Origin of the sequence: Proteiniborus ethanoligenes (assembly GCF_900107485.1) — a bacterium.
GTDB lineage: Bacteria > Bacillota > Clostridia > Tissierellales > Proteiniboraceae > Proteiniborus > Proteiniborus ethanoligenes.
In genome coordinates, this window is sequence record NZ_FNQE01000041.1 from 1 (window position 1) to 22,507 (window position 22,507).

21 protein-coding genes, 1 pseudogene and 1 other annotated feature are annotated in these 22,507 nt (G+C 31.5%); of the genes and pseudogenes, 6 read left to right on the forward strand and 16 right to left on the reverse strand.

Annotated features, from left to right (window positions below):
• Window positions 1–139 precede the first annotated feature (139 nt).
• The gene (locus BLV37_RS13615; RefSeq protein WP_091729620.1) at window positions 140–1,570 is read left to right on the forward strand and encodes a transposase; all 1,431 of its coding nucleotides are present in this window, start codon (window positions 140–142) and stop codon (window positions 1,568–1,570) included.
• An 803-nt stretch (window positions 1,571–2,373) separates the two neighbouring features.
• On the opposite strand, the gene BLV37_RS13620 is transcribed toward BLV37_RS13615, so the two are convergent.
• Entirely contained in the window at window positions 2,374–2,889 is a 516-nt protein-coding gene (locus tag BLV37_RS13620) for a tryptophan transporter (protein WP_091732671.1), read from the reverse strand.
• Window positions 2,890–3,017: 128 nt separating this feature from the next.
• Window positions 3,018–3,252: a binding site (T-box leader), on the reverse strand.
• 411 nt (window positions 3,253–3,663) lie between these two features.
• On the opposite strand from BLV37_RS13620, the gene tnpA reads away from it, so the two are divergent.
• From tnpA to BLV37_RS15475, 5 genes and pseudogenes are all read left to right on the forward strand, one after another.
• A complete protein-coding gene (gene tnpA, locus BLV37_RS13625) occupies window positions 3,664–4,026 on the forward strand; it encodes an IS66 family insertion sequence element accessory protein TnpA (RefSeq protein ID WP_091732674.1) in 363 nt (120 codons plus the stop codon).
• On the forward strand, window positions 4,020–4,376 hold the full coding sequence (tnpB, locus tag BLV37_RS13630; protein ID WP_091732676.1) for an IS66 family insertion sequence element accessory protein TnpB: 357 nt from the start codon (window positions 4,020–4,022) through the stop codon (window positions 4,374–4,376). The genes tnpA and tnpB overlap by 7 nt, the downstream gene beginning before the upstream one ends.
• A 292-nt stretch (window positions 4,377–4,668) precedes the next feature.
• Complete coding sequence (locus BLV37_RS15355; RefSeq protein WP_244270551.1) at window positions 4,669–5,166, forward strand: IS66 family transposase zinc-finger binding domain-containing protein; 498 nt, start codon at window positions 4,669–4,671, stop codon at window positions 5,164–5,166.
• A pseudogene (locus BLV37_RS15470) lies at window positions 5,121–5,561 on the forward strand (IS66 family transposase). Before BLV37_RS15355 ends, BLV37_RS15470 begins: the two are co-directional and overlap by 46 nt.
• Window positions 5,510–6,061 carry an IS66 family transposase gene (locus BLV37_RS15475; RefSeq protein ID WP_280140151.1) on the forward strand — a complete coding sequence of 184 codons (552 nt, stop codon included), beginning with the start codon at window positions 5,510–5,512 and terminating at the stop codon, window positions 6,059–6,061. The pseudogene BLV37_RS15470 and the gene BLV37_RS15475 overlap by 52 nt, the downstream one beginning before the upstream one ends.
• A gap of 451 nt (window positions 6,062–6,512) precedes the next feature.
• Here the strand turns inward: BLV37_RS15475 and BLV37_RS13640 are convergent, their stop codons facing one another.
• From BLV37_RS13640 to BLV37_RS13705, 15 genes are all read right to left on the reverse strand, one after another.
• The gene (locus BLV37_RS13640; protein ID WP_244270552.1) at window positions 6,513–8,717 is read right to left on the reverse strand and encodes a TIGR03986 family type III CRISPR-associated RAMP protein; all 2,205 of its coding nucleotides are present in this window, start codon (window positions 8,715–8,717) and stop codon (window positions 6,513–6,515) included.
• A 12-nt stretch (window positions 8,718–8,729) separates the two neighbouring features.
• Window positions 8,730–9,170: a hypothetical protein gene (locus BLV37_RS13645; RefSeq protein ID WP_091732678.1), complete on the reverse strand. Its 441-nt coding sequence runs from the start codon at window positions 9,168–9,170 to the stop codon at window positions 8,730–8,732.
• Window positions 9,163–10,455 (reverse strand): RAMP superfamily CRISPR-associated protein, encoded by a 1,293-nt coding sequence (locus BLV37_RS13650; RefSeq protein ID WP_091732681.1) that lies wholly within the window; start codon window positions 10,453–10,455, stop codon window positions 9,163–9,165. Before BLV37_RS13650 ends, BLV37_RS13645 begins: the two co-directional genes overlap by 8 nt.
• Window positions 10,452–12,029, reverse strand: coding sequence for an RAMP superfamily CRISPR-associated protein (locus BLV37_RS13655; RefSeq protein WP_091732683.1), 1,578 nt, complete (start codon window positions 12,027–12,029; stop codon window positions 10,452–10,454). The genes BLV37_RS13650 and BLV37_RS13655 overlap by 4 nt, the downstream gene beginning before the upstream one ends.
• On the reverse strand, window positions 12,022–12,699 hold the full coding sequence (locus BLV37_RS13660; RefSeq protein WP_091732686.1) for an RAMP superfamily CRISPR-associated protein: 678 nt from the start codon (window positions 12,697–12,699) through the stop codon (window positions 12,022–12,024). Before BLV37_RS13660 ends, BLV37_RS13655 begins: the two co-directional genes overlap by 8 nt.
• The gene (locus BLV37_RS13665) at window positions 12,700–14,211 is read right to left on the reverse strand and encodes a Cas10/Cmr2 second palm domain-containing protein (protein ID WP_091732689.1); all 1,512 of its coding nucleotides are present in this window, start codon (window positions 14,209–14,211) and stop codon (window positions 12,700–12,702) included.
• 4 nt (window positions 14,212–14,215) lie between these two features.
• Entirely contained in the window at window positions 14,216–15,670 is a 1,455-nt protein-coding gene (csx2, locus tag BLV37_RS13670) for a TIGR02221 family CRISPR-associated protein (RefSeq protein ID WP_091732691.1), read from the reverse strand.
• 6 nt (window positions 15,671–15,676) lie between these two features.
• Window positions 15,677–16,060, reverse strand: coding sequence for a CRISPR-associated protein Csx20 (gene csx20 / locus BLV37_RS13675; RefSeq protein ID WP_091732694.1), 384 nt, complete (start codon window positions 16,058–16,060; stop codon window positions 15,677–15,679).
• The gene (gene csx2, locus BLV37_RS13680; RefSeq protein WP_176967991.1) at window positions 16,057–17,316 is read right to left on the reverse strand and encodes a TIGR02221 family CRISPR-associated protein; all 1,260 of its coding nucleotides are present in this window, start codon (window positions 17,314–17,316) and stop codon (window positions 16,057–16,059) included. The genes csx20 and csx2 (BLV37_RS13680) overlap by 4 nt, the downstream gene beginning before the upstream one ends.
• A gap of 685 nt (window positions 17,317–18,001) precedes the next feature.
• The gene (locus tag BLV37_RS15515; protein ID WP_143031528.1) at window positions 18,002–18,220 is read right to left on the reverse strand and encodes a hypothetical protein; all 219 of its coding nucleotides are present in this window, start codon (window positions 18,218–18,220) and stop codon (window positions 18,002–18,004) included.
• Window positions 18,221–18,238: 18 nt separating this feature from the next.
• Entirely contained in the window at window positions 18,239–18,658 is a 420-nt protein-coding gene (locus tag BLV37_RS15520; RefSeq protein ID WP_143031529.1) for a group II intron maturase-specific domain-containing protein, read from the reverse strand.
• Between the two features lie 49 nt (window positions 18,659–18,707).
• Entirely contained in the window at window positions 18,708–19,229 is a 522-nt protein-coding gene (locus BLV37_RS15525; protein ID WP_091732699.1) for a reverse transcriptase domain-containing protein, read from the reverse strand.
• A 701-nt stretch (window positions 19,230–19,930) separates the two neighbouring features.
• The gene (gene istB, locus BLV37_RS13695) at window positions 19,931–20,674 is read right to left on the reverse strand and encodes an IS21-like element helper ATPase IstB (RefSeq protein ID WP_091732702.1); all 744 of its coding nucleotides are present in this window, start codon (window positions 20,672–20,674) and stop codon (window positions 19,931–19,933) included.
• Window positions 20,662–21,951 carry a DDE-type integrase/transposase/recombinase gene (locus BLV37_RS13700; protein ID WP_091732705.1) on the reverse strand — a complete coding sequence of 430 codons (1,290 nt, stop codon included), beginning with the start codon at window positions 21,949–21,951 and terminating at the stop codon, window positions 20,662–20,664. Before BLV37_RS13700 ends, istB begins: the two co-directional genes overlap by 13 nt.
• Window positions 21,952–22,036: 85 nt before the next feature.
• Entirely contained in the window at window positions 22,037–22,225 is a 189-nt protein-coding gene (locus BLV37_RS13705; protein ID WP_091732707.1) for a hypothetical protein, read from the reverse strand.
• Window positions 22,226–22,507: the final 282 nt, after the last annotated feature.

A 22,507-nucleotide genomic window follows, 5' to 3' on the forward strand; every position in this document is an offset into this window, starting at 1 on the left:
AATAGCTCGTTGTAAAACTCTACAACTCGCATAAACACTACATCTTTATTATATTGAAATGGCTGGATTCCCCCATTTTGGGTATATATACATTGACAAGATGTGTATAACTCAAAATCAATTAAGAAAGGAGAATCCTATGCCAATTTCAGCTAAACAATTAAACCTTTGTGATATTTCCACTGACTTTGATAAGTTTTATAATCAAAATCAAAACAATTTGCTTGATTTGTTAAACGAATTTATTAATATTAGTGATTTTATTCCATTTTCTTTTTACCAAAAGTATTATTCTCATTTTGGTAGAAAGAGAGATTTCTCTTTAGAATCCATGATTTATGCTTTTATACTTAAAAACATTTTATCTATTCCCTCTATTGACCTATTGATTACATTACTTAATATTTCCTCTGAAATGCGTCAATTTTGTGGATTCCTTAAAGTTCCTCATAAGTCTCAGTTCTCACGATTTAAAGATAATTTCTTAGATAGTTTAAATGATTTATTCAACAATCTAGTAGATGTAACTGAGGACTTCTGTAAGGAAGTTAATCCTTTTTTAGCCTCTATCTTAATTACTGATACCACAGGTTTTGAGGCTTATGTTACTGAGAATAATCCTAAATTCTATCAATCCCAACTACGTAAAGCTAAAACATATGCTAAGATTTTTACAAAAGATAATCCTGATTCAACTTTTGATATTGAAAAATATGCTCAAGGTCAAATGCCTAAGTTCGCTTCATCCAATTCTGATGCTAAGCTTACTTATCTTAATGGCCATTTCGGCTACTTTCAAAAATGTGTTATTTCAACTAATGCACTTGGTGTTGTTAGGAATGTTAACTTCTATGATGTCAATAACAATCTTGACCAAGATCTAAGACCCCAAGATATTAAAGATACTTATGATGCTAAATCTTTGATCCCCACTCTAGAAACTTTTTTTCAACTGCATCCCAGTTTTTCATATAAATATTTCTTAGGGGATGCTGGATTTGATGCTGATGATAACTATGCTTATCTCCACCAAAAAAACATTATGCCTATTATCTCCTTAAATCCACGCAATTCTCCCAATATACCTCAACCTGGATTTAACGAGATAGGAGTTCCACTTTGTCCATACGATTCTTCTTTGCCTATGGTTTATGACGGCATTACTCGTGAAAAAGGTAGGGCTGATAGAATAAAGTATATTTGTCCAAAGGCATTAAAAATTTGTTCTAATGGGACAACTACCTATTCTCTTAAATGTGAAAGTCCTTGTACTTCATCCAAAATGGGTCGAGTTAAACAAATTACTATACACCATAATTACAGATTTAATACCTCAATGCCCCGTGATAGCTTGAAGTGGCAACTATTATTCAAGTTAAGAACCATTTGTGAAAGATCAATTTGCCAAATTAAAAATTTCATACAAATCAAATCATCCAGAGTTAGAAATACAGTATCTCTAAAATCAGATATTTTACTCGCTTGCATTTCACAGTTAATTGCTTTTATACTTATGTTTAAGACTAAAAACTATGATAATCCACTTGCTATCAAATCTTTAATAGCTTAGTTTTAATCAACTGAATATTAAATTTAAAAGGTTGAGTTAAACCTTTGTTTTCCTATGCCTTTTATCTGTTGGTAATTTGATATCCTTAATAGATTTTATCTAATTCCTGTGGATAATTCTCAATTTCCATTCTGCAACTATCTATTTTTCATTATATTCTAAATAGCCACTAATATGTCATAACCTGGCTTTAAATATCAATCTAGTCAGATTATTAATTAATAGTGTCAATTTAAAATCCTTTTCTACTAAGCTTCTTACAACCCTGACATATATCTTCAAATCTCTTTGTCAGCTCTTATAGAATCATGTATGTATACTAATTAATGAAGGTATCGAAATAAACCATTGCATTATCCCCTGTATAAAGCATATGTTTTGGGAACGTTTTCCAGCAGCCATGCTCACTTTTCACAATTATTTACTTTTCTTCTTACAAGAGGACGTAAAAAAAGCAACAATTAAATAACACACCTACCTAATACCGTGTTATTTATTGTTGACACTCCAATTCTCCTGTCATCAATATTGTATTTAAATAATTTCCTTGAGCAAAAATCAAACTACCAAGTATTATTTTTTGCTATATTCGACATTCATATACTATCATATCTTTTTTCTTTTGTAAAGCACTTTATGTATTGAAAAAGCTAGGTTTTGCGTTATTTTTTTAACAAAGTTTTTGCAGGCTACTAGGCTCATTAATCTGTATAAATCCAAGTTTTCCCATAGTAGCCTACTCTTTTTTTATTTGCTAATTATAGAATCTTACCTTTAAAAATTTTAGTTTATAGCAACATTAATTAATCTATTTTATAATTGCTCCTTTTGATACTAATCCTTACAGCATTATATAAAACCATACCTACTACTGTATTTATAAGAGCTGCTGGTAAAACAATGGTCACTAGCAATACATTGAAGCTTCCTGGTAGCCCTGCTATAAAGGCTGCTGAAGATAGAAAAACTATTCCGCTTATTAATGTCCCTAAAGCTATTATAATCATCATCAATATTTGCTCTTTAGCTTTTCCAGCAAAGGCTCTCATACTAAAATACACTATAGTCGTTGTAATTATCTTGTCAATTATATTAGGAAGCTGCCCAGCAGGAAACCCTGTTGTAAGCGCAGAAAATATACCTATGACTAAGCCCGCAGTTATACAAGACTTAAAATCTTCATTATACAAAATTACGATAAAAAGCATAACTAGTGAAAAGTCTGGTTTCATACCAAGGACTAATGGTGGAGTGATCTGATGTAAAAGAGCTCCTATTGCAAGTAATAAAGAATTTAATACAAATTTTTTCATGTTCATAAAAAACACTCTCCTTAGATTTTTTGTTTTAGATTTCATTGTTCTATTATTAGGAATAAAATCTCTTCACATCATCATCACCTCCTTCTAGGATTTATTGAATCAAAAAACAAAAAATCCGTCCTAAATAATAGGACGGAATAATATCCGCGGTACCACCTAAATTGTGTAAATACACCTCTCTTCGAGTACTAACATACCCTATCCACTATAACGTGTGGCTAACGGTAGTGCTAATCTAAACTACTTATTTCACACCACTCCTCAAGGGCCCATTCATTGAACATTGTCGTGCCAGATTTCCACCATCACCAGCTCTCTATAACTAAACATGCAACTACTCTTCCCTCTCAACGGAAACAATTAAATTATTAATATGATATCACTAAGGGGTAGAGTTGTCAAATTATTTTACAATAAGTTGAAATACTAATAATTGCCTTTATTCAAAGGAATAGCTTTGTTTTTTTACTTTAATGTGGAAAAATATATGATAAAAATAGTTCTTGTACATGAGCTTAGTCACAATACTCACCACATGCATCTAACTAAAAATAGTCTCTTTCAGGAGTATGAAATATTTGATATTACTTCCCAGCCAGAATATTATGCAAACATATTTGCTATACATCTTCTATTAGATTAGATGTAAGCGTATAATAATTGATGGATTTTCTAATTGATCCCCAAATGAGATAATAAAGTAGACTTGTGAACACTTTTAAAGTGTTTACAAGTGTTACAAACACTTTAAAAGTCTCAGGAGGGATCTATATGGACATGAGATCTGTAAGTCATCAGGTTAAGGTTCAAGAGTGGCGTGAAATTATCTCTAGATGTAGGAATAGTGGTATGCCAGTACGAGAATGGTGCAGCGAGAATGGAATTAAACCAGGTCAATACTATTACTGGCTAAGGGTAATTCGCAATGAGTCCCTGGCATTGATACCAAGAGAACCGCAGGTAGTTCAACCTTCTTTTTCAGCTATTAAAGTTTCTGAAATGAACAATACAGATACTGATGAGGCTGATACCTGTGCAGTAGTAAAAACTAGTTCATTTTCCATAGAAATTAAGAATGCTGCTAATCCTAAAACATTGGAGCAGGTTCTCCAGATATTAGATAGCTTATGTTAGCAGAATTTAACGGCTTTGTCCATATTTACGTTGCATGCGGACATACGGATATGCGGAAATCAATCGATGGTCTTGCAGCCATTGTAGCTCAGAATTCTAATCTTAATCCATTTGAAAAAAGTCTGTTTTTGTTCTGTGGAAGAAGACGTGACAGAATAAAAGGATTGTTATGGGAGGGAGATGGTTTTTTACTACTATACAAAAGACTTGAGGGTTGTTCTTTTAACTGGCCAAAAGACCCTCAGGAAGTATTAGAGATAACCCCTCAGCAGTATCGTTGGTTAATGGAAGGTCTATCTATCCATCAGAAAAATACCATACCAAAATTAGAGAAAAAGAAAGTAATTTAAAGGCTAAAAACGCACCAAAAAGCGTATTTTAAGCCTTTTTAAGTGGATTTTCCAAGCAAAAAATGGTATAATTAAGATAGATAAAAACTTAGAGAGAAGGCAAATTAAAGTGAATGAAAACATATTAATATAAACACTTCAAAAGACAGTTGAATCACAAAATGAAATAATAGAATCTCTAAGAAAAGAGCTTCAGCGTGCTAATGAAAATGTAGAATTTCTATTAAAGAAACTATATGACAGAAAGACTGAAAAAACATCTGCAATTGATGGACAACTTGTAATTGAGGAAGTGGCTCTTGGTCTTTTTAATGCAGCAGAAGTTACTAAAGACTTCACAGTGCTACAACCAGTTCCATTCGAAGAACCTGTAAAAAGAACACGTTCAGGTTACAAAAGGAAGGCGGCATTTAAAAATATTCCTCAGCAGGATCAAGTATACAAAATAGAAGAAACTCAAAGGAACTGCCCTAAATGTGGAGATAATATATCAGTTGTAGGCAAGAAATTTTTACGTTCTGAAATTAAATATATTCCAGCCGAAATCAGCATTGTAAATATATATCAGGAGACCTATGAGTGCAGAAAATGCAAAAAAGAAGGTCTACCTTCTTTTTTTAATCCCTATACTCCAGAGCCAGTATTACAACATTCCTATGCTACTGCATCAAGCGTTGCTTGGACTATGTATCAAAATTTGTACAAGCAGTTCCACTATATCGCCAAGAAAAAGATTGGAAGCAGATGGGTTTTCCAATCAGCCGTGCAACACTATCCAATTGGATACTAAAGGCATCAGAAGAATGGCTAATGCCTTTAGTGTAAAGACTTCAAGAAGAACTCTTAAAAGAGAAGTATTTGCATGTTGACGAAACTCCAGTTCAAGTGCTAAGTGAACCAGGAAAGAAAAACACTACTAAATCATACATGTGAGTTTACTCTACATCCACCAATGCAAATCATGGCATTAGGATATTTAAATATGCTACAGGTAGAGCAGGAGAAAATGCAAGCAAGTTTCTCCAAGGGTTCAGTGGATTTTTGCACACGGATGCTTTTTCAGGGTATGGAAAAGTAAAAGATATCCGCCACTGCCTATGCTGGGCTCATGTTAGGAGATACTTTAAGATGCTATGCCTAAAGATACGAAAAGCCAGGAAGGGGTGCTGCCAGCTACAGGAATAGCATACTGTAATCAGTTATTTGACTGGGAGAGAAAATTTAAAGACCTCTCGCCTGAAGAGAGAAGAATTAAGCGTCTGGAAAAGAAAAAACCAATTCTGGAGGCCTTTTGGTCATGGGCAGAAACAACCCTCACACAGGTACTGCCAAAATCTAAAATTGGAACAACTCTTCAATATGCGATAAATCATAAGGAAAAGCTTCAAACATACCTAGAAGATGGGAACTGTGTAATATCCAACAACATTGCAAAAAACAGTATCAAACCATTTACCGTAGGGAGAAAGAACTGGGAGTTTTGCGGAAGCCCTGAAGGAGCCAAAGCAAGTGCATGCGTATATACATTAGTGGAAACCGCAAAGGCAAATGGCTTAAATCCCTACAAATATTTAGAATTCATTTTATCAAGAATACCTAGTTCTAATTTTAATACTAATCCGAAAGTACTGGATCTTATGCTACCATGGGGTTCACTAATTCAAAAAACATGTAAAGCAGACTAAATCAATCTAAGGGAGATGACCATATGATCATCTCCCTTAAATCATATACCTTATTAGCAATTGATCCAATACATCGATTATTGATCGCTTACGATTAGGTGATGCTGAAATAATGAAATTAGCAAAAAATATACAGCTGTTGAAATAGCTAGTATATTGAATGTAAATATGAAATTATTGATTTTAAAAATAAATGAGATGAATAAATATGGTGAATATTGTAATTTAAGACATGCTACTAAGGGTAATTTTTTAGAGAGATTAGAGGGTTAAAGGTGAGTTCTTTAGATGATAGATAATATCCTCCACTTAATATAATGTAATCAAGTGGAGGATTATTCCCTACAATATTTTTATTTTTTTCTACCATTATTATACACTAAGTACTAAAAATTAATTTTTTAGCTTAAGTAGAATTATTAATACCTGTTTTTATTTATAATGCTTAATATTATTTTTTCTTGCGTTTCCTATTTTCAGCAGATTTAAAGGCATCAGTCATTATATTAGAAGCAAATGAATCTTGTTTTCGATTTTTATAATTATGCTGTGATTTCTGTTTTTGATTGATATATGATTTCTGATTGTCATGTGATTTGTGTTTTAGATTATTATTACAATCTTGCTTTTTAATATTTGGATTCTTTTGAAGTTCTTCATATTTTAAAATTGTAGGAAGTACATTTCTATATCTAAACTCATTTGGTTTAAATCTCATATATCTATATTTGTCTGCGTCTTTTTCTGCTATTACCTTTGATTTAATAAAGATTAATTCTTTTATAGACTCTTCTTCATATACAGGTTTTCCATTTAAATATGTTTTTGATAATTTTTCTTTATATAAGTCAATATATTTTGATATATCCTCTGACTTAAAATAATCGAAACTAAAACTACTGTATTTTTTATCTAAATCTTCAATCTTCAATTTTATATCTTTGATCTTAACTCTACCAAAACCATAGGGCTTAGCTAATCCTATGTTTTGATAGCAATTGTCCTCTAGTTTAAGTGCCCAAAGAAATAAACCTAGTTCGTCCTCTTCTAAATTATTAAAGTGTATTTTCCCGCTGAATCTAGTACCTTCTTTTAAAGGATGTATTGTGAACGTCATATTATCGTTTTGATTTTCTTCTATTTTTGGTCTCTCTATATAATCTTTTAACCAATATTGTTTGATCCCTCTGATATGGAAGTCACCTTCATATATTTTTAAACTATTTTTATCTACATCATCCTGTTTTAAATAAAGATTGTAGCTTGTTGCCTTAGGCTCTGCTAGAATCATTTTCATAGTAGAGTCATTATCTACCGTTGCTTCATCCTGTGCTACAGCATCTTCAAAGCTTACTCTTGATTTATAGCTATGATTTATAAAACCATTATTGTTCTTGTATTTCATATTCGTAAAGCCAAATATTGCATCTGTATAGCTAATTCCTTTGACATCCTTGTATGTTGATGGAACTCCATCTAAAACAGTCTTAGAATAAAACATTCTTAAATTTGGTGTAAATCCAAAATGCAATCTGTCTGTATGGATAAAAAATATTGGCTTTATCTCACCCTTAGATGGAAGATTGAAAAACTCATTCCCATGTATAATGGTTTCAGATTTAGTCATCTTTTTAGTGAGTACAAGGTCGTCTTTATAATCCTTAATATCTTCCTCTTTAATAGGTATTTTCCCCATACTAGGTAAAGGATCAGGAACTAAATAATGTGCTAGTTTCCCATCTATAAAACCTCCAGATAGTAAAAAACCTGTTTTAATATATTTCCCTTTAACTCCTATTTTAATTATTTTTGCATTTTTAGAATCCAAGTTAAAAGATACTTCCACGATATATGGTCTATATCTGTCCTTTCCCTTATTGTTTTTCCATTCATTTAGTATAGCTTTCTTTTTATTTGTTGCTTCTTCCTTCTCTTTGTCGCTTACCCTTAAGTTTCTACCATGTATCTTCTTGTTTAACTCCTTTATCTCCTCCTCATATATTGAAAGTTCAGGTTTATACATGAATTTTACATCTCTAATAATACCTTTATCTAAAATTTGCCTTAAATATAATTCATCTACTCTAAAATAATTTCTTATATCATTTAGCTTTTCACTTTCTTGTATATAATATTGATTATTTTCATTTACAATATAACCAGCCTTTAGATTTCTAGAAATTCTTTTTACTCTATCAATATTTAGTATTTCCTTATACTTTTTCGCCAAAGAACCATTCCCTGCTATGTCTCTAAATAGAAACCTAGAATCCTGTATTTCACTTTCTGCATAATCTCCTTTTTCATCTGATTTAATTATATTGCTACAACCTAATATTTGGGTATTAGTCCTTACAACACCTCTTATAGTGTTCCCAGGTATGGCATATTCTCCGTTTAAATTAGTAAAAAAATATGCATCTTTTTCATTATCTTTTATACCTGAAGAAATAATAATAGGTGCCATGGCTTCTAATGTATATTCTATAGTTCCAGATAACAAAGGTCTATTGTCTCTATTTGTAAAGTTGTTATGTGCTGGTAGTTCGTTTGGGTGTTTATATCTAGCTATGGCCTCTTTGGGCAAGCTAATAAAATTATATGGTGCTACAGAATAGCCTTTTATATATGAATATTTAATATCTATAGGTTTCATCTGCTAGCCTCCTTAAAATAATTTCGATGGCTTTATATAGCTAATATAAGCCTGTCCATCGTTATCATAATCAATGTATTTTTTTACAGCCAGTCTTTTTAGATTATTTCCATTTCCTACTCTAGGATATAGCAATAATTCTTCATATATACTGTTGTCACTGATTTCCTTAAATATTGAACCTTTTACTTCTTTATCTTCTTTCCATAATCTTAGTTCAGAGGTCTCATTAAATATTCTAGCCTCTAAAATATTATCTAATTCTACATCTAAATTTTCTACCTTGTCGCTAATGATTTTATCGTAGCAGTAAATAATCATTGATTCTAAGCCTAAGGTCTTTAATATGTCTTTGTTTATTAGTTCAAGAGGATTCCCGTTTTCTTCCCATTTATAATCAAATATTTCTTTAAGATTGTCGTTGTTTATTTCTTTTAAAATGTAATTATCCAATGTTCATCACCTCACTATTAAGGTTTTTCACTGATTCAATATATTTTGAAATCATCTCATCATTGCTTATGGTTTTATTGTTAAAGTCTATACCTATATTTTCGTTACCTGTATTTATGGATAAGGTGTTAGCTTTAAACCTACCTCTACCTATTCCGCCACTTCCTCCAATACCTATGTTTTCAGTTCCTAAGTCTCTAAGTGCCAATAAAACAACTCCAATAGCATAATTGTCAAATCTTTCTTCCCCTGTTTTCCGATATATTACATGAAATTCTGTACTACCCATTGTAGGTACCTCTTGCATTAGTGAACCATATTTTACGCCAGAAGTAAATTTGTCTAATTTAATTTTATTGTATTCAATTTCTTTTAAATACTGGCTATTATCTATAATAGATTCTTTTACAAAAATTCGACTTAATACATTTTCCTTACTATTTCCTTTTACTTGGCCAAATAATACTGCTGCTTCGTTTTTATTCCCAAAACAATTTGAAATAGTCTCTATTCTAGCCCTTAGTATTCCCTTAAAACTACTACCTGGTATAACATAGTTATCGCTTCCCGTTTTTATACTTGTGTTATCTGCTTCATTAGGTCTAAAAGACTTTGGAGCTCTAATAATTAATGGGGTACTTAGGTTTCCCTTCATTAAAAATTCTACATATTTGTCATGAACATTTACCTCTTCTATTGCTTTTAAAATATCCTTCCTCGGGTTTTCCTCTGTCTTTAAGTATTTTGATAAATCATCTAAATCTTTTAAGTTATATATCATTTCTTTAGCAGATAAAAGCTTAAATATTCCTAATCCAGAACTTTTATTACCTCCAAATCTAATTATTCCTTTATCTAGTCCTTTAAGAGCTTTGTATATCATTAATTTAAGATCTTTATCCCCATTTGAATTTAAATGCATCTCAAAGCATAAGCTAAATTCCAATCCCTCTCCAAGATAAGTTCTCTCTATTTTAGAACCATGAACATTAGTACCAGTTTCCCCATCTATTTTCAATCCGTCTCTATTATCATGATATAATATTTTAGCAAAGGAATCCTTAATAAATACCTTGCTCATTTTAGAACTCTCTCGTTCTCCAAAAAGTAGTTCATCCTTCTCACCTATGGAATTAAGATACGCCCTGAAAGCCCCGGCTATACTAGTTGCAGGTAAATATGCCATATTTTTTTCATTATCTATGAGAATATTTTCCTCATCATCCCCTATAAATAGAGGGGAAATACTTACGATATTGGCCTCTATGTAAATTATATTTCTCATTGTCTTTCCTCCCTTCTTATCTGATATCTGCAAAGCTCAGAAAGAACTTTAAGATTTGTCCTATATATAAATTCATCATTTATTTCAATATTAGCATCTTCAATATCTATTTTACAATCCTTATATGCATTTTCGAAATTAGTTTTATCTGTAATATTATTCATAAATTCATCTAAAAAATCTGGTAGTTTATCCTTCTTTATTTCTCTACCTATATCTTTTATTACATATTTTACCTGTCTCATTTGAGAAATAGATGTTCCCCTTTTACTAACATTATGTTTCATGTATGTATTGTATTTTTCTTTTCCCCTTTCTATATCCAATTGAGACAAGTCAGAAAATAAATCCTTCAAACTACCCCATTGACTTGACTTAAGAGCCTTAGAATTTTCAAGGTTTTTATCTAAATCTAAAACTCTTTCATATATCTTATTTTCAATTCTAGTTTTATAGATTCTTTCTCCAATACTATTTAGTAAAGTCTGTTCATCCTTTGTAAGACAGTAATCTAATGCGACGTTATCAATCTCCTCTGTTCCTTCTTTAATCACAGCATTATCCAATTCTGTGGTTATGGCTATTCTACCATATCCATCGATTTTTCTTTCGCCGATCCCATTATCAATAAGCTGACTTGACTTATCTAACGTTCCTTCAATCCTATATTTAAAAATGCTCCCAGCTTTAATAGAAACTATATTAGGTGTCCTAGCATTCCATTTGTTGTTAAAGCTTGTTATATTTTTGGTTTCTATTGAACTATCTATAAACTCTACTTTGTCTAATTGCAAAACCTTTTTTAAAAACTTATCATCTATTTTAGTTCTATATAAACCTAAGTTATCCTTATATATAATGTCTGATAATGCAATTATATAAATATAGCATGTGTCTTTATCTAATTTGGATAATGTTATCTCTGGATTCTCATCTAACACTTCAAGGTTTTTTACTATGCATTTACCGTATCCGCTTCCTTTTGAGCCACCTATATAAACAATTTGATTTTCAAGTAATTCTACTACTTCTTTTACATATTCTTCTTTTTCTATTTTTATAATACCAGCAAATTCTTGACCCTTTTTAATAGATTCGTATCTAAATAGTTTGTTTTTTTCATTCAATTTATTTATATGAAGATTTGATACTTTCTCAACATTAATTTTTGTATATTCATTGCCATTTATAGAAACAAATTCACATAACTTGATCTTCTCATATCCCTGTGGCAAAGAACTATCTAGCCCTAAGTATATATCAAGCTCCTTATCAAAAGCCTTAATCTTTTCCTTAGGAGCAAAATAGCATTTAGGGAGGGGAATACTGCGTTCTTTGTTTTTTATAGGATATGCATTCAGGAATTTAATATTGCCCGCAAGTAGTTTTTCCCTATGTTCTCCCTCATTTATATTATTTACATTGTTTGCTCTTATATATTTATATATAAAAGCTCCTCTCATTGCAGAGCCGCTAACATAGTCCATAGAATCTTGGGAGTCTATTTGCATATTAGTCTTAGCCAGTTTCAAATTTTCAACTGCCTCCAGCTCATATACTATGTACTTAGGCATTTATCCTCACCCCTTTTATGAATTTATCTATATATGCATCTGTTTTATCAATATATACATCTTTCTCTTTTTCTAAAAGAGTACATTCTACTTCTCCCTTACCCCTGGTTCTCATAGTTCCCATATGTCTAAGATTTCTAGCTGCTATAGACAATAGTCCTAGCTCTTGTTCAGTCAATTCCCTTTCAGTATGTAAATCTACTTCAAAAAATAGATCTTTTTTTATGACCCTTATTTGTCTAAGGCTTCCTTTTTTAGATGAGCCATCCTCATCTACACTAGTAAAACTTCTAATATCTGTTAGAGCTTTCTTGACTTCTTGGTCTTTTATTTTACCTTCTAAAACTGCTTTTTCAATTATATATCTAATATTCTTCGACAATCTTAAGTCTGAAAACTTTATAGTTTCCCAATGATGTACACCGGCTTCCCCTTTTCCTAAAAGTTTTTCTACCATGAGGCTATACTTTGTTGCTTCAGTCAGACTGCTTAGAATGTCAACTATATCCTCCATAGCCTGCCTAAAATTTCCCTTGAAGGTTTTTGACTTCATATACGGCAGTCCATATTCATCACATACAATTTCTAAATCAACTGAGCCTGGTATAGAATATCCGCTCCCAAAAATTGATTCAGATTTCAACTTAACCTGTATTTTGAATTTAGACATTTATTTGCCTCCTTTTAACGGAATAAATAAATCCATGGCTTCTATTACATCATAATACACACAGTGTCCCTCATAAAAGCAATAATTACCACTTGTTTTAGTAAGTCTCGGGAAATAATTCAAAAGCTTATTTGATGATAGGTACAGCTCTGTATTTCTTTCTCCTTTTTTTAATATCTCTCTTAGAGTCTTTATTTTACTTCTACCTGCTTTTTTGTCGTCTATCTCTAATTTGGTGATGTATTCGTATGCCTCTAAAAAGCTACTATAACTTGTCCATTTTTCATCATTATTTAAATAAAGCGGCCTAATGTTAAGCTTGTTTCCATCTAAACTTTTGTAATGTGCCTCCCTTATATCAGATATGGAGCCCATTATGTCTCCTTGTTCTATATGCCAATCAATAAGAGAATAGTCAGCGTCTGAGTTTGCATAGTCCTTTAGTATTTTTTTCTTTGCACTGCTACATAAGTCCTCGGCAAGGGCATAGGTTTTTGAAAAAGGATAACTTGCTTTTGTAATAGCTACTCCTGCACAAGCATTCAAGTTAATATCTTCCCCATTAATATTAATATTGATTTTGTTTAAATATTCAAGAAATACTCTCGCACTTTCTATGCCAATTTTACCATTTGTTACATAGGTTATATCATCACCTGCTATAATTATAGGTATAAGGGGAAATTTACCCTCCTTTATCTTAGTATCCTTATTCAATTCATCTTCATTAGCCTTTATAATATTAGCCATATGCTTAAAGGAACCTTCAAAAGCATCTTTTATGTCATCGCTGAATTTTTTCAGCGCTCGCAAGTATTCATTATTAGTTTCTTTAGTATTTCCTTTATCGTATTTGAAGCCTTCCTTAAGCTTATTTAATTTTTTCCCCATTTGGTTTCCATCTATATGTACTACTGCTAAATAATTTTTATCTCCATCAGTTAAATCACCAAATTCTTTTATGGAATACTTTACTGGCATTAAATTATCAAATTTATCAGCATTTTTATTAGAATAGCCTGTTTTTTTCTTTATTTCAGAACTGATATAACGTTTTCTATCATCTTCGTAAACCTCATGGCTAGCAGGTAGTCCAGTTGATTCACATAATCTCTCTATGCCAAATGAAAGCTGTCCTCCACTGTATTCCCTTCTATTCTTTTTGATTGCTAGATTTTTGTATGCATTATCTATTTTTTCAATAATAGGATCTACTTCTTCGTCATATTCTTCTAGTACCATAAATAGTTCTATACCTGGATATTCTTTTAATACTTTTTTGCTAACTTTTCTAATAAATTCCTTAGCATAGTTTGTATCTGGGAAATTGTAGAGACTGCTTCCACCACCATTGTATATAAGATAGTCCTTATATTTTAGTTCAATCCTATAGGGCATTTTTTCAACTATATCTTCTATTATTATAGATGCCCCTCTGTTTTCTTTAAGTTTATTGCTCGAAAAAATATATTGCTGTTTTTTAGATACCTCCCATAAAACTAAAGCTCTCACATAGTTACCTCCTTTTGTTTTTATTTGGTGGTTTATAGTTTCTTTTAATCATCTCTATGGTAATTATATTAGGCATAGATTGTATATTTGGTGAATTAAATAATTTCTCCATATCATCAGCATAGCTTTGAGCTTTTTCTATATGTCTGTTATATGGAATCTTATCTATTGAACTTTCACTTATAAAAGAAGCATGAGCTATTTTTTTCCTAATTGAGTTCGTTTCATGAAATAAATCCCCATATTTCTTGATATCCACTGATGTTTTTACTTTTTTAGTTAGAAAAAAGGCTGATTTAATTAGGTTTCTGTTGTTTAAATTCTCTACATTTTCACCATATAGTTCGCAGGTTTTGGTTAATATAGCTTCTACAAGACATATATATCCATGACCATAACGCTTGTTCTCTATATACCATTTAGCTAAGTCGAGTTGAAATTCTGAATCAGTATCTAATCTAGAAAATCTATTGGTGAAATCTAGTAAAATAGGTTTGATATATTTTATTATCCCTCTATCTATATCTGGAGTATTTAACAAACTATTCATATTTTTAATCTCATGCCTAAGCTCTACAAGAAAATTAATATTTGTTAAATTTGAAATGTCTTTAATTTTCACTCCTAATGTTAAGGTTATTTCATTAGAATTTACATCGTTTTCTATCATTGTACTAATACCATAGCCATTTCCATAATTAATAAAATCATGGGTACTCCTAATCCATTTTGAAATATCTAATATTGGCTTTAAATTAACTATTTTGCCAACAGGAATTTTCCCATTTTTAGGTTTATCACCAATAATTCTTTCATTCTCTAACTTCCTAATATTTTCACCAACTGGATAATCTATAATGTCAACCTTGTCAAAAACTGTTCTTGCTTCACTCATGCCATAGTACATACCACAAAGTTTGATTTTTTTATAGTTTAATGTTTCAATAAATTCAAGTATTAAATACATAAAAACTGGAATGGATCTAAATGCATGAGTAATATCAATATGTATCTCATCTCCATCTTCAAGCAAATCAATTATCTTCATAAACTCTGAAAAATTCTCCATAAGTTCTTCATTATCAATACCATATTTTAATAAAATTGCTTTAGAATTATTCTTGGAGCTAGAGTTTACTTTATACAACCATGTATCTATACTTTTAATAACCTTGTCTAATAACCTAATATCATAAGGTTCTTTTTTAGTTTCTTGTTCAAGAATTTTAAGATATTCAATATCTAAAGTCTCATTAGTTAACTCTGTGAAGTGCTCGTATAATTGTACCCAACCAGAATTAGAAGTTCCTAACAAAAACACTCGCTCTGCCTTTATATGTTCTGCTAATACCTCAACAATAAAAGACGAAACTTTTTCGCTGCCATCATCAAATTTGTATAATGTCTTATAGTAAGATCCTGCACCAATAGGTGAAATTAAGACCCTTGCCAGAACTATCCCTCCTTAATACTCTCTGTACATTACATGATCAAATATGTGAGTTATCTCAATTTTTCCATCATCTCTTACGATTTCCTTAGCTCTTCTTGATGTAGTCGAATATATAACCCTGTGTCCTTTATTTTTCAAATGTTTAACCACATCATATGTAGCACCAAAATCTCCTTGTACTAGTATGTAATCATCCTTGTCCGCTACACTATCTATCCAGTCCTTAATCTCATCTGTAATATTAGATATGTCTTCCATATCTGGTGGTATAAGACTCCACTTTCCTTGCAGCTCTTTAGGTAAATATATGAATTCATTGATGTATAAATTTACTTTGGAATCTTCTATTTGTTTATCCGTTAAGCTATGAGAAAATATAAGTATCAACTTCCTCAAACAATCAACTCCATTTCAACATTTTTATCAAAAACTAGCTTTTCAAAATCTAAAATAAAACTATCAAGTTTTTTAGCAAAACCTTTATATTCTTTTGAATCTTGCCTGTATCCAGCATGATTTAGATCATTTCTATAGTCACCAATGTCATCATACAAGGCTGCTAGTTCATGACTTGCATAATCTTTTATTTTTTCATTAATGATTAAATATTCATCTTTTAACTTGATGTTTTTTAGCTTATGGTAACTAAGCAGAACCGTAACTGTCAATTCTCTTTCATTAACATTATGTATATTAATATTACCCATGTGACATAGGTAATTTATTATGTTTTCTTGTAAAAACGTATAGGATTGCTGTATAAGTCTTAAATCCCTGCTCAATTTTACAGTATTATGAATATCTCTAACTATACTATCTGAATAAAAGTAAACCTTTTCAAATATTTTATCTAAGATTTTTTCAAAAGGCTTTAATTCTATTAGTTCAATTTTTTTAATTGATTCCAGAGTAGTTTTTAAAGCTATTCCATATTCTGATATACTATTTCCCCTTACTGTATATAATCCTCCAGAGAAGGACTCTAAGTCATCTTTTATTTTTCTAGCAATATTAGCATCTTGGTTCTTTCCTTTTGACTCTATAAGTATAGGTTTTATTGTAGAACTTATAATCATAGCCAACTGTCTACTATCTCCCGTATTCAAGAATTTTTCTGCACCAATAGTCCAATCGGTTATGTGATTAAATATTGATAAGTTGAAAATAGGTGCGACATCATTAACTTTAGCATCATATGCACCGTAGAATATATCCTTGACCTCAATATTTTTAATAAATCTAGCATAATTGAGAACTGACATGATAATAAATGGAATAGACCTAAAAGAATGAGTAACATCAACATATACTTCATCACCTTCTTCTAAGGCATCAAATATTTTGTCAAAGTTACTCCACATTTCATCACTATTGTTGCCATCAAATATTTCTAGTTCCCTATATTTAATATTGTTTTTAATAAGTATATTTTGTAGTTTGTCACATTCCTCGTCAGATCCCTTAGCTTTTCCTTTGCCTTCCCAATTAGTTGCCTTAGCTTTTTCAGTAAGAACTACGATGAACTCCACATCTGAGCCTAGAATATTGGCTATACATTCCTGCACATATCTTGTGCGAACACATGTATTCCCATAATTATAGGTCACAACACTGTAATCACCTGTTCCTAAAAAGGTAATTAGTTTTTTCAAATTTTTCCCCCCCCCTATTAAACTTATAAGCTCAATGGTTGTTTTATAGAATTGACACTAAATATAATATAAATATTCTACTTAATAGATATTAAATCCTCTTTTTTGTAATTATTTGTCCAAATATGTATCGATATGTATGTGTTAAATGTTTTTGGTTAATTTGTAAAAAATACGTGTTATTTGTAGGTGGATTTTTGAATATTATCAAATGAAAGAATAAATTTTTTTGAAAAGACTAGGATAGATAAATTATGCCTTTATAATGAAATTATTGTTATTGTTTATGATAATCGAAAATTCCTCTGTTTTATAATTGAATTTTCCTCTATCTTATAGTTGTAATTGAGAATAAAATATTAGATTGGTGTAGCGTACCATTTACATGGAGAGATAAGCGTGGCACCCTATGCTTTGGCATAAGCCTTGATATACAAGGCTTTCCTTAAGGCTAAGAAATCATGCTTATAGAGGTTCCATGTCAATGGCAATCGGAATTACTTCCTAAATGAGAATTCAGGTAGATGATTATTCAATAATTATCTAGAGGAATTTTCAATTATTAAATAAAGTATATATTTCACTTTTATTATAAGTGCTAATCGGGTAGGAGGTAAATAATTAATTTATTTACCGACCTCCCACACCACCGTACGTACCGTTCGATATACGGCGGTTTCATAGTTTACACTCTAACTTCAAGGTAATATTTAAGGAAACTTAAATAACCTTGCTTTTCAAACCTAGCATTGGTTAGGGTAGTGGAAAGAGTCCAGCTATTGGCAGTATGCCAGTAGCTTTTTCTTGTATTAGCCCATTCCCATGCTTTTTGCCTTGCTACACCTAATTTCTGAAGGTTTATAAATTTCGTCTTGACCTTCTTCCAACTTTTCCATGTTACCATTCGGATTCTTCTTCTGGGTCATTCATCAATAGATGTCATAATTGTTTTCATATCTGCCATTTTGAAGTATTGCACCCATCCCCGTATAATCTGGTTGAGTTTACTCCTTCTTACCTCTATACTCATACCGTTACTTCTGCCTGTTACCATCCTAATTTTATCTTTTAATTTATTAATGCTATCAGGATGAACTTTAAGTTTACATTTCCCCTTTGTTCTATAAAAAGCATATCCTAGATATTTCACTTGATTAAGTTTAGATACTTCTGTCTTTTCCTTATTTGTTTTAAGTTTAAGCTTCCCCTCTATGAATTTACTGACTCGCTCATATTGTCTTTGGGCTGCTCTTTTACTTTTTGTAAATATCATAAGGTCATCCGCGTATCTTACAAAATTGTATCCCCATTCATCAAGCTTTTGGTCTAGCTCATTTAGCATAACATTCGCTAAAAGTGGGCTTATTGGACCACCCTGTGCTAAACCCTTTTCACTTCTTCAATGCATCATGGCAACCTTTATTAGGTCTAAATCCATAACTAGCTTCTGCAAATTTGGTCTCATATATTGGACTTAATTCCTGAAGAATTGCCTGTTGAATCACTCTGTCGACTAATGTTGGTATCCCCAGTTTACGTGTCTTGCCATTTTCTTTTGGTATTTCTACACGTTTTACAGGGTATGGTTTGTGGCTATTATTCAGCAGGGATGATAGAATTTCCTCCCGGTGGGTTTTTAAGTGTTCTAGAAGTTCATCCATTTCCATCTTATCAATTCCACCTGCTCCTTTGTTTCTTTTAACTTTGAGATAGGCATTATTCATATTTCCTCTGGATAGGATTCTTTCTAACATTCCTTCTGTTGGTTCGTTGGTGTTGATGTCGTCCTTTTCAATCATCCTTGAATCACTCTGCCCATTTCTGCGTCTTTCATGTTCCACACTATTCCCACAGTTGGTGATGGTGTCCTTATTCTGTTTTCTGCATTCTAACGTGTTCTCAGTAATTTTCATCGACTTCATCTCCTATGATTCAACCCTTCCTATGGTATCTAGATTCTCATAGTGCTATGGTCTCTGCTGACTTCTCATGATAAATCTTGTTTAAACCATGGTTCATACTCTGTTTTCCCATGTCCACGAGACCTCCCCAGGTAAGAACAACAACCTTCCTCCCATGTAACCGCCACATTTACTGTATAGAGTTCGGGTAGTATTGGATTTTGTTTTGTAAAGTAAACTCATCTACTCTAAGCCAACCTGATGTGATTTCTGTTCGTCGGTTCGGGATTTTGCCTCCAGCTTCCTTCAGATTCCACGTCGCCGTGGACACCCTTGCTTTTAGCTAACCCTACTACCAAGCCCGTAGTGGACTTTCACCACCAAGTTGTTACCCATGCTGGCACACCTTTAAGAAGGTTCTTGCAATAACAAGAACCTTGGTACCAATATTTGTACCTAACTCGAGGGGTCTAATTTTAGATTAGCATAAATAAATTCCTCATAGGTAATCTATAAACAAGAATTGCTTATGGCACTTTAGTTCACTGTGAACAGTTTCAATTCCTCATAGGTAATCTATAAACGTTGCAGATATGGTAGAAAAAAGACACTCAGATTTAAGTTTCAATTCCTCATAGGTAATTGTTACTGGCAAGTGTTTTTGGAGAAATTTCGGCAAATAATTTTCCGAAATTTTTACCAGGTTAATTTTTTTAGAATAATGACTTTCTGTGTTCTAATCTATAGCTCTTGCCAGTCATATTAAAAAGCTCACATCTATAGGTGATTCTATCTAGTACTGCAGTTGTTAGAGCAGGATCTCCTAGTAACTCTGTCCAATCTTCTAAGCCTTTATTAGATGTGATAATAATTGAAGCTTGTTCATGAAGTGTTGATATTAATTGAAAGAACAGATTAGCTTCTTCTCTTGATATTGGCAGGTATCCAAGTTCATCTATTATGACAAGGCTTGAAGACAATATTCTATTCATTTTTCCTTTGCTTTTTCTTGATATTTCTTGTGTTTTCAGTGAATGCATAAGATTATCCATTGTAACAAAGCTAACCTTATAGCCTAATTCTACTGCTTTATATCCTAATGATATTGCTAAATGTGTTTTCCCTACACCTGGGGGACCTAGGAAGATAAGATTGTATATCCTATCTATCCACTCCATTTCTAGTAGCCTATTTATTTGTTTTTGAGTTATAGATCTTTGAAAATTAAGATCAAAGTCTTCTATATTCTTTATTACTGGAAATCCAGCATATTTTAGCCTTCTTTCATATGCTTTTTTATCCTTTAACTCTATCTCATTTTTTAGTATTTTTATCAATATATCTTGATATGAATAGTCTTTTAAATCAGCTTCTTCTATGATTTTATCTGCATTAATTCTTAAATGGTTTAGATTAAGTTCTTTTGCATATTCTTTGATTTGTTCTAGTTTTTCCATGTCTTTTTATCCTCCTTCAAAGCAGCTATATATTCACTAATGTTTCTAATCTCTGGCTTTAGACTCTGGTACCTTGAAGGAATAGATATGTTTACAGGTGCATATTCTTTTGTAATATCTTTTTCACTTTGTTGCCTTAAGTATTCAAGTGTATCTTTAAACATACCTGCACTAAATAACTTTCTCTTTACACAATACTCTAGTGCTTGTCTTATTAATGTTTTATTGTAATCTTTTACAATTGTTATTATTAACCCGAATTGATCTCTACAATATCGTTCTTTTTCTTTTCTTATGTTGTCTAATAGCTCCTTTGCATCTTCACTCATTTCTAGAGCTTTAAAAGCTTTGTCATACATTTCATCTTTAGTTTTACTTTTTTCTCTTTCTGGATGATAGATTTGAATTAGCTTACCTCTTTGGTTACTGATTTTATGAGTTACTATGATTTCACCAGTGTCTAAATCAACTATATCCATCTTGTCATGTGTTATTATTAAATTAACTTCTTTACCAGGTCTATATGTGCCTTTCGGCACCTGATATCTATTTTGTTTGTATAATATGGTATTGTTTTTTCTAACAAAGTAAGTTAAGCTGTTATTAAGTTGAATATTTTCAAATGAGTTGGGTACTTTCAGTAAGTGTTCCTTTTCCAGAGTAAACACTTCCTTAGGTACCTTTCTTGTTATTTCATGCACCTTAGCATTTCCAGTTTTATCGAGCCATTTAAATGAATCTTCATTAAAAGAATTAATATCTTCAAGTACTCTATGCTTTGCAAAATTATATTTTGCAAACTTAACTACTGCTTCAATTTTCCCTTTACTTTCAGGATCATATGCTCTACATAATCTAGTCTTAAATCTCATGCTGCTTATGTAGTTTTGAAATTCTTCTGTATAGATAACATCTCCATTATTTTCTGATACAGCAAGAATTCTATCTTGATCATATACTATTTCTTTAGGCATGCCTCCAAAATATTCAAAAGCTTTATTGTGAGCATCTATGAGGGATAGTGTGGTAAAAGGCTTGTCTCTCCACCAAAGAAATTTATATCTTGAATGAGAGAGTACCATAGCAAAACAGTAAACCTTTATTTTTGAACCATCACATTTAGACAACCAAATCTCTCCAAAATCAACTTGTGCTTGATAACCCATAGGCAGCTCTGGAACTTCTTCATATTGTCTTGTACAAGGAGCCTTAGGTAAGTTATATCCTTCTCTTAAATCACTTACATACAGTCTTAATGTTCTATCCTTAAAATCCAACTTATCATACCTTTCTATGAACCAATCATATATTTGAGCAGTTGATATATCTCTAAATTCCTGTATCCAAGATAGTATTAAATCCTTATATTGTATCTACTTTTTTAGTTCTATTCTTACAATCCGCCTTTAGCTTTGCATATTCCTCTAAAGTCATATCCCAATATTTACTTACTGTTTTGTAGTCAATATCAAGATATTTACTTACCTGTGACTTCTTAAAACCTTTTGACTTATATTGTTTAATTTCAGCAAACATATTCCATCCTTTCAAGCTGTATTCCTCCTCTGATAAAACATATCTTTAATTTTATCAGAAGATAAGGTATCATTGTATTATATTGGAAATTTTTCTCCTTTTTTATTTGCCAAAATCTCTCCCTTTTATTTTACCAGTTACATAATCTATAAACCCGATACCAGGTGGTTATATATTACTAAGCAGAAAGTGTTTCAATTCCTCATAGGTAATCTATAAACCCAGACATGATAGACGTATGGCGAACATGGTGTGCAGGTTTCAATTCCTCATAGGTAATCTATAAACAGTATTAGC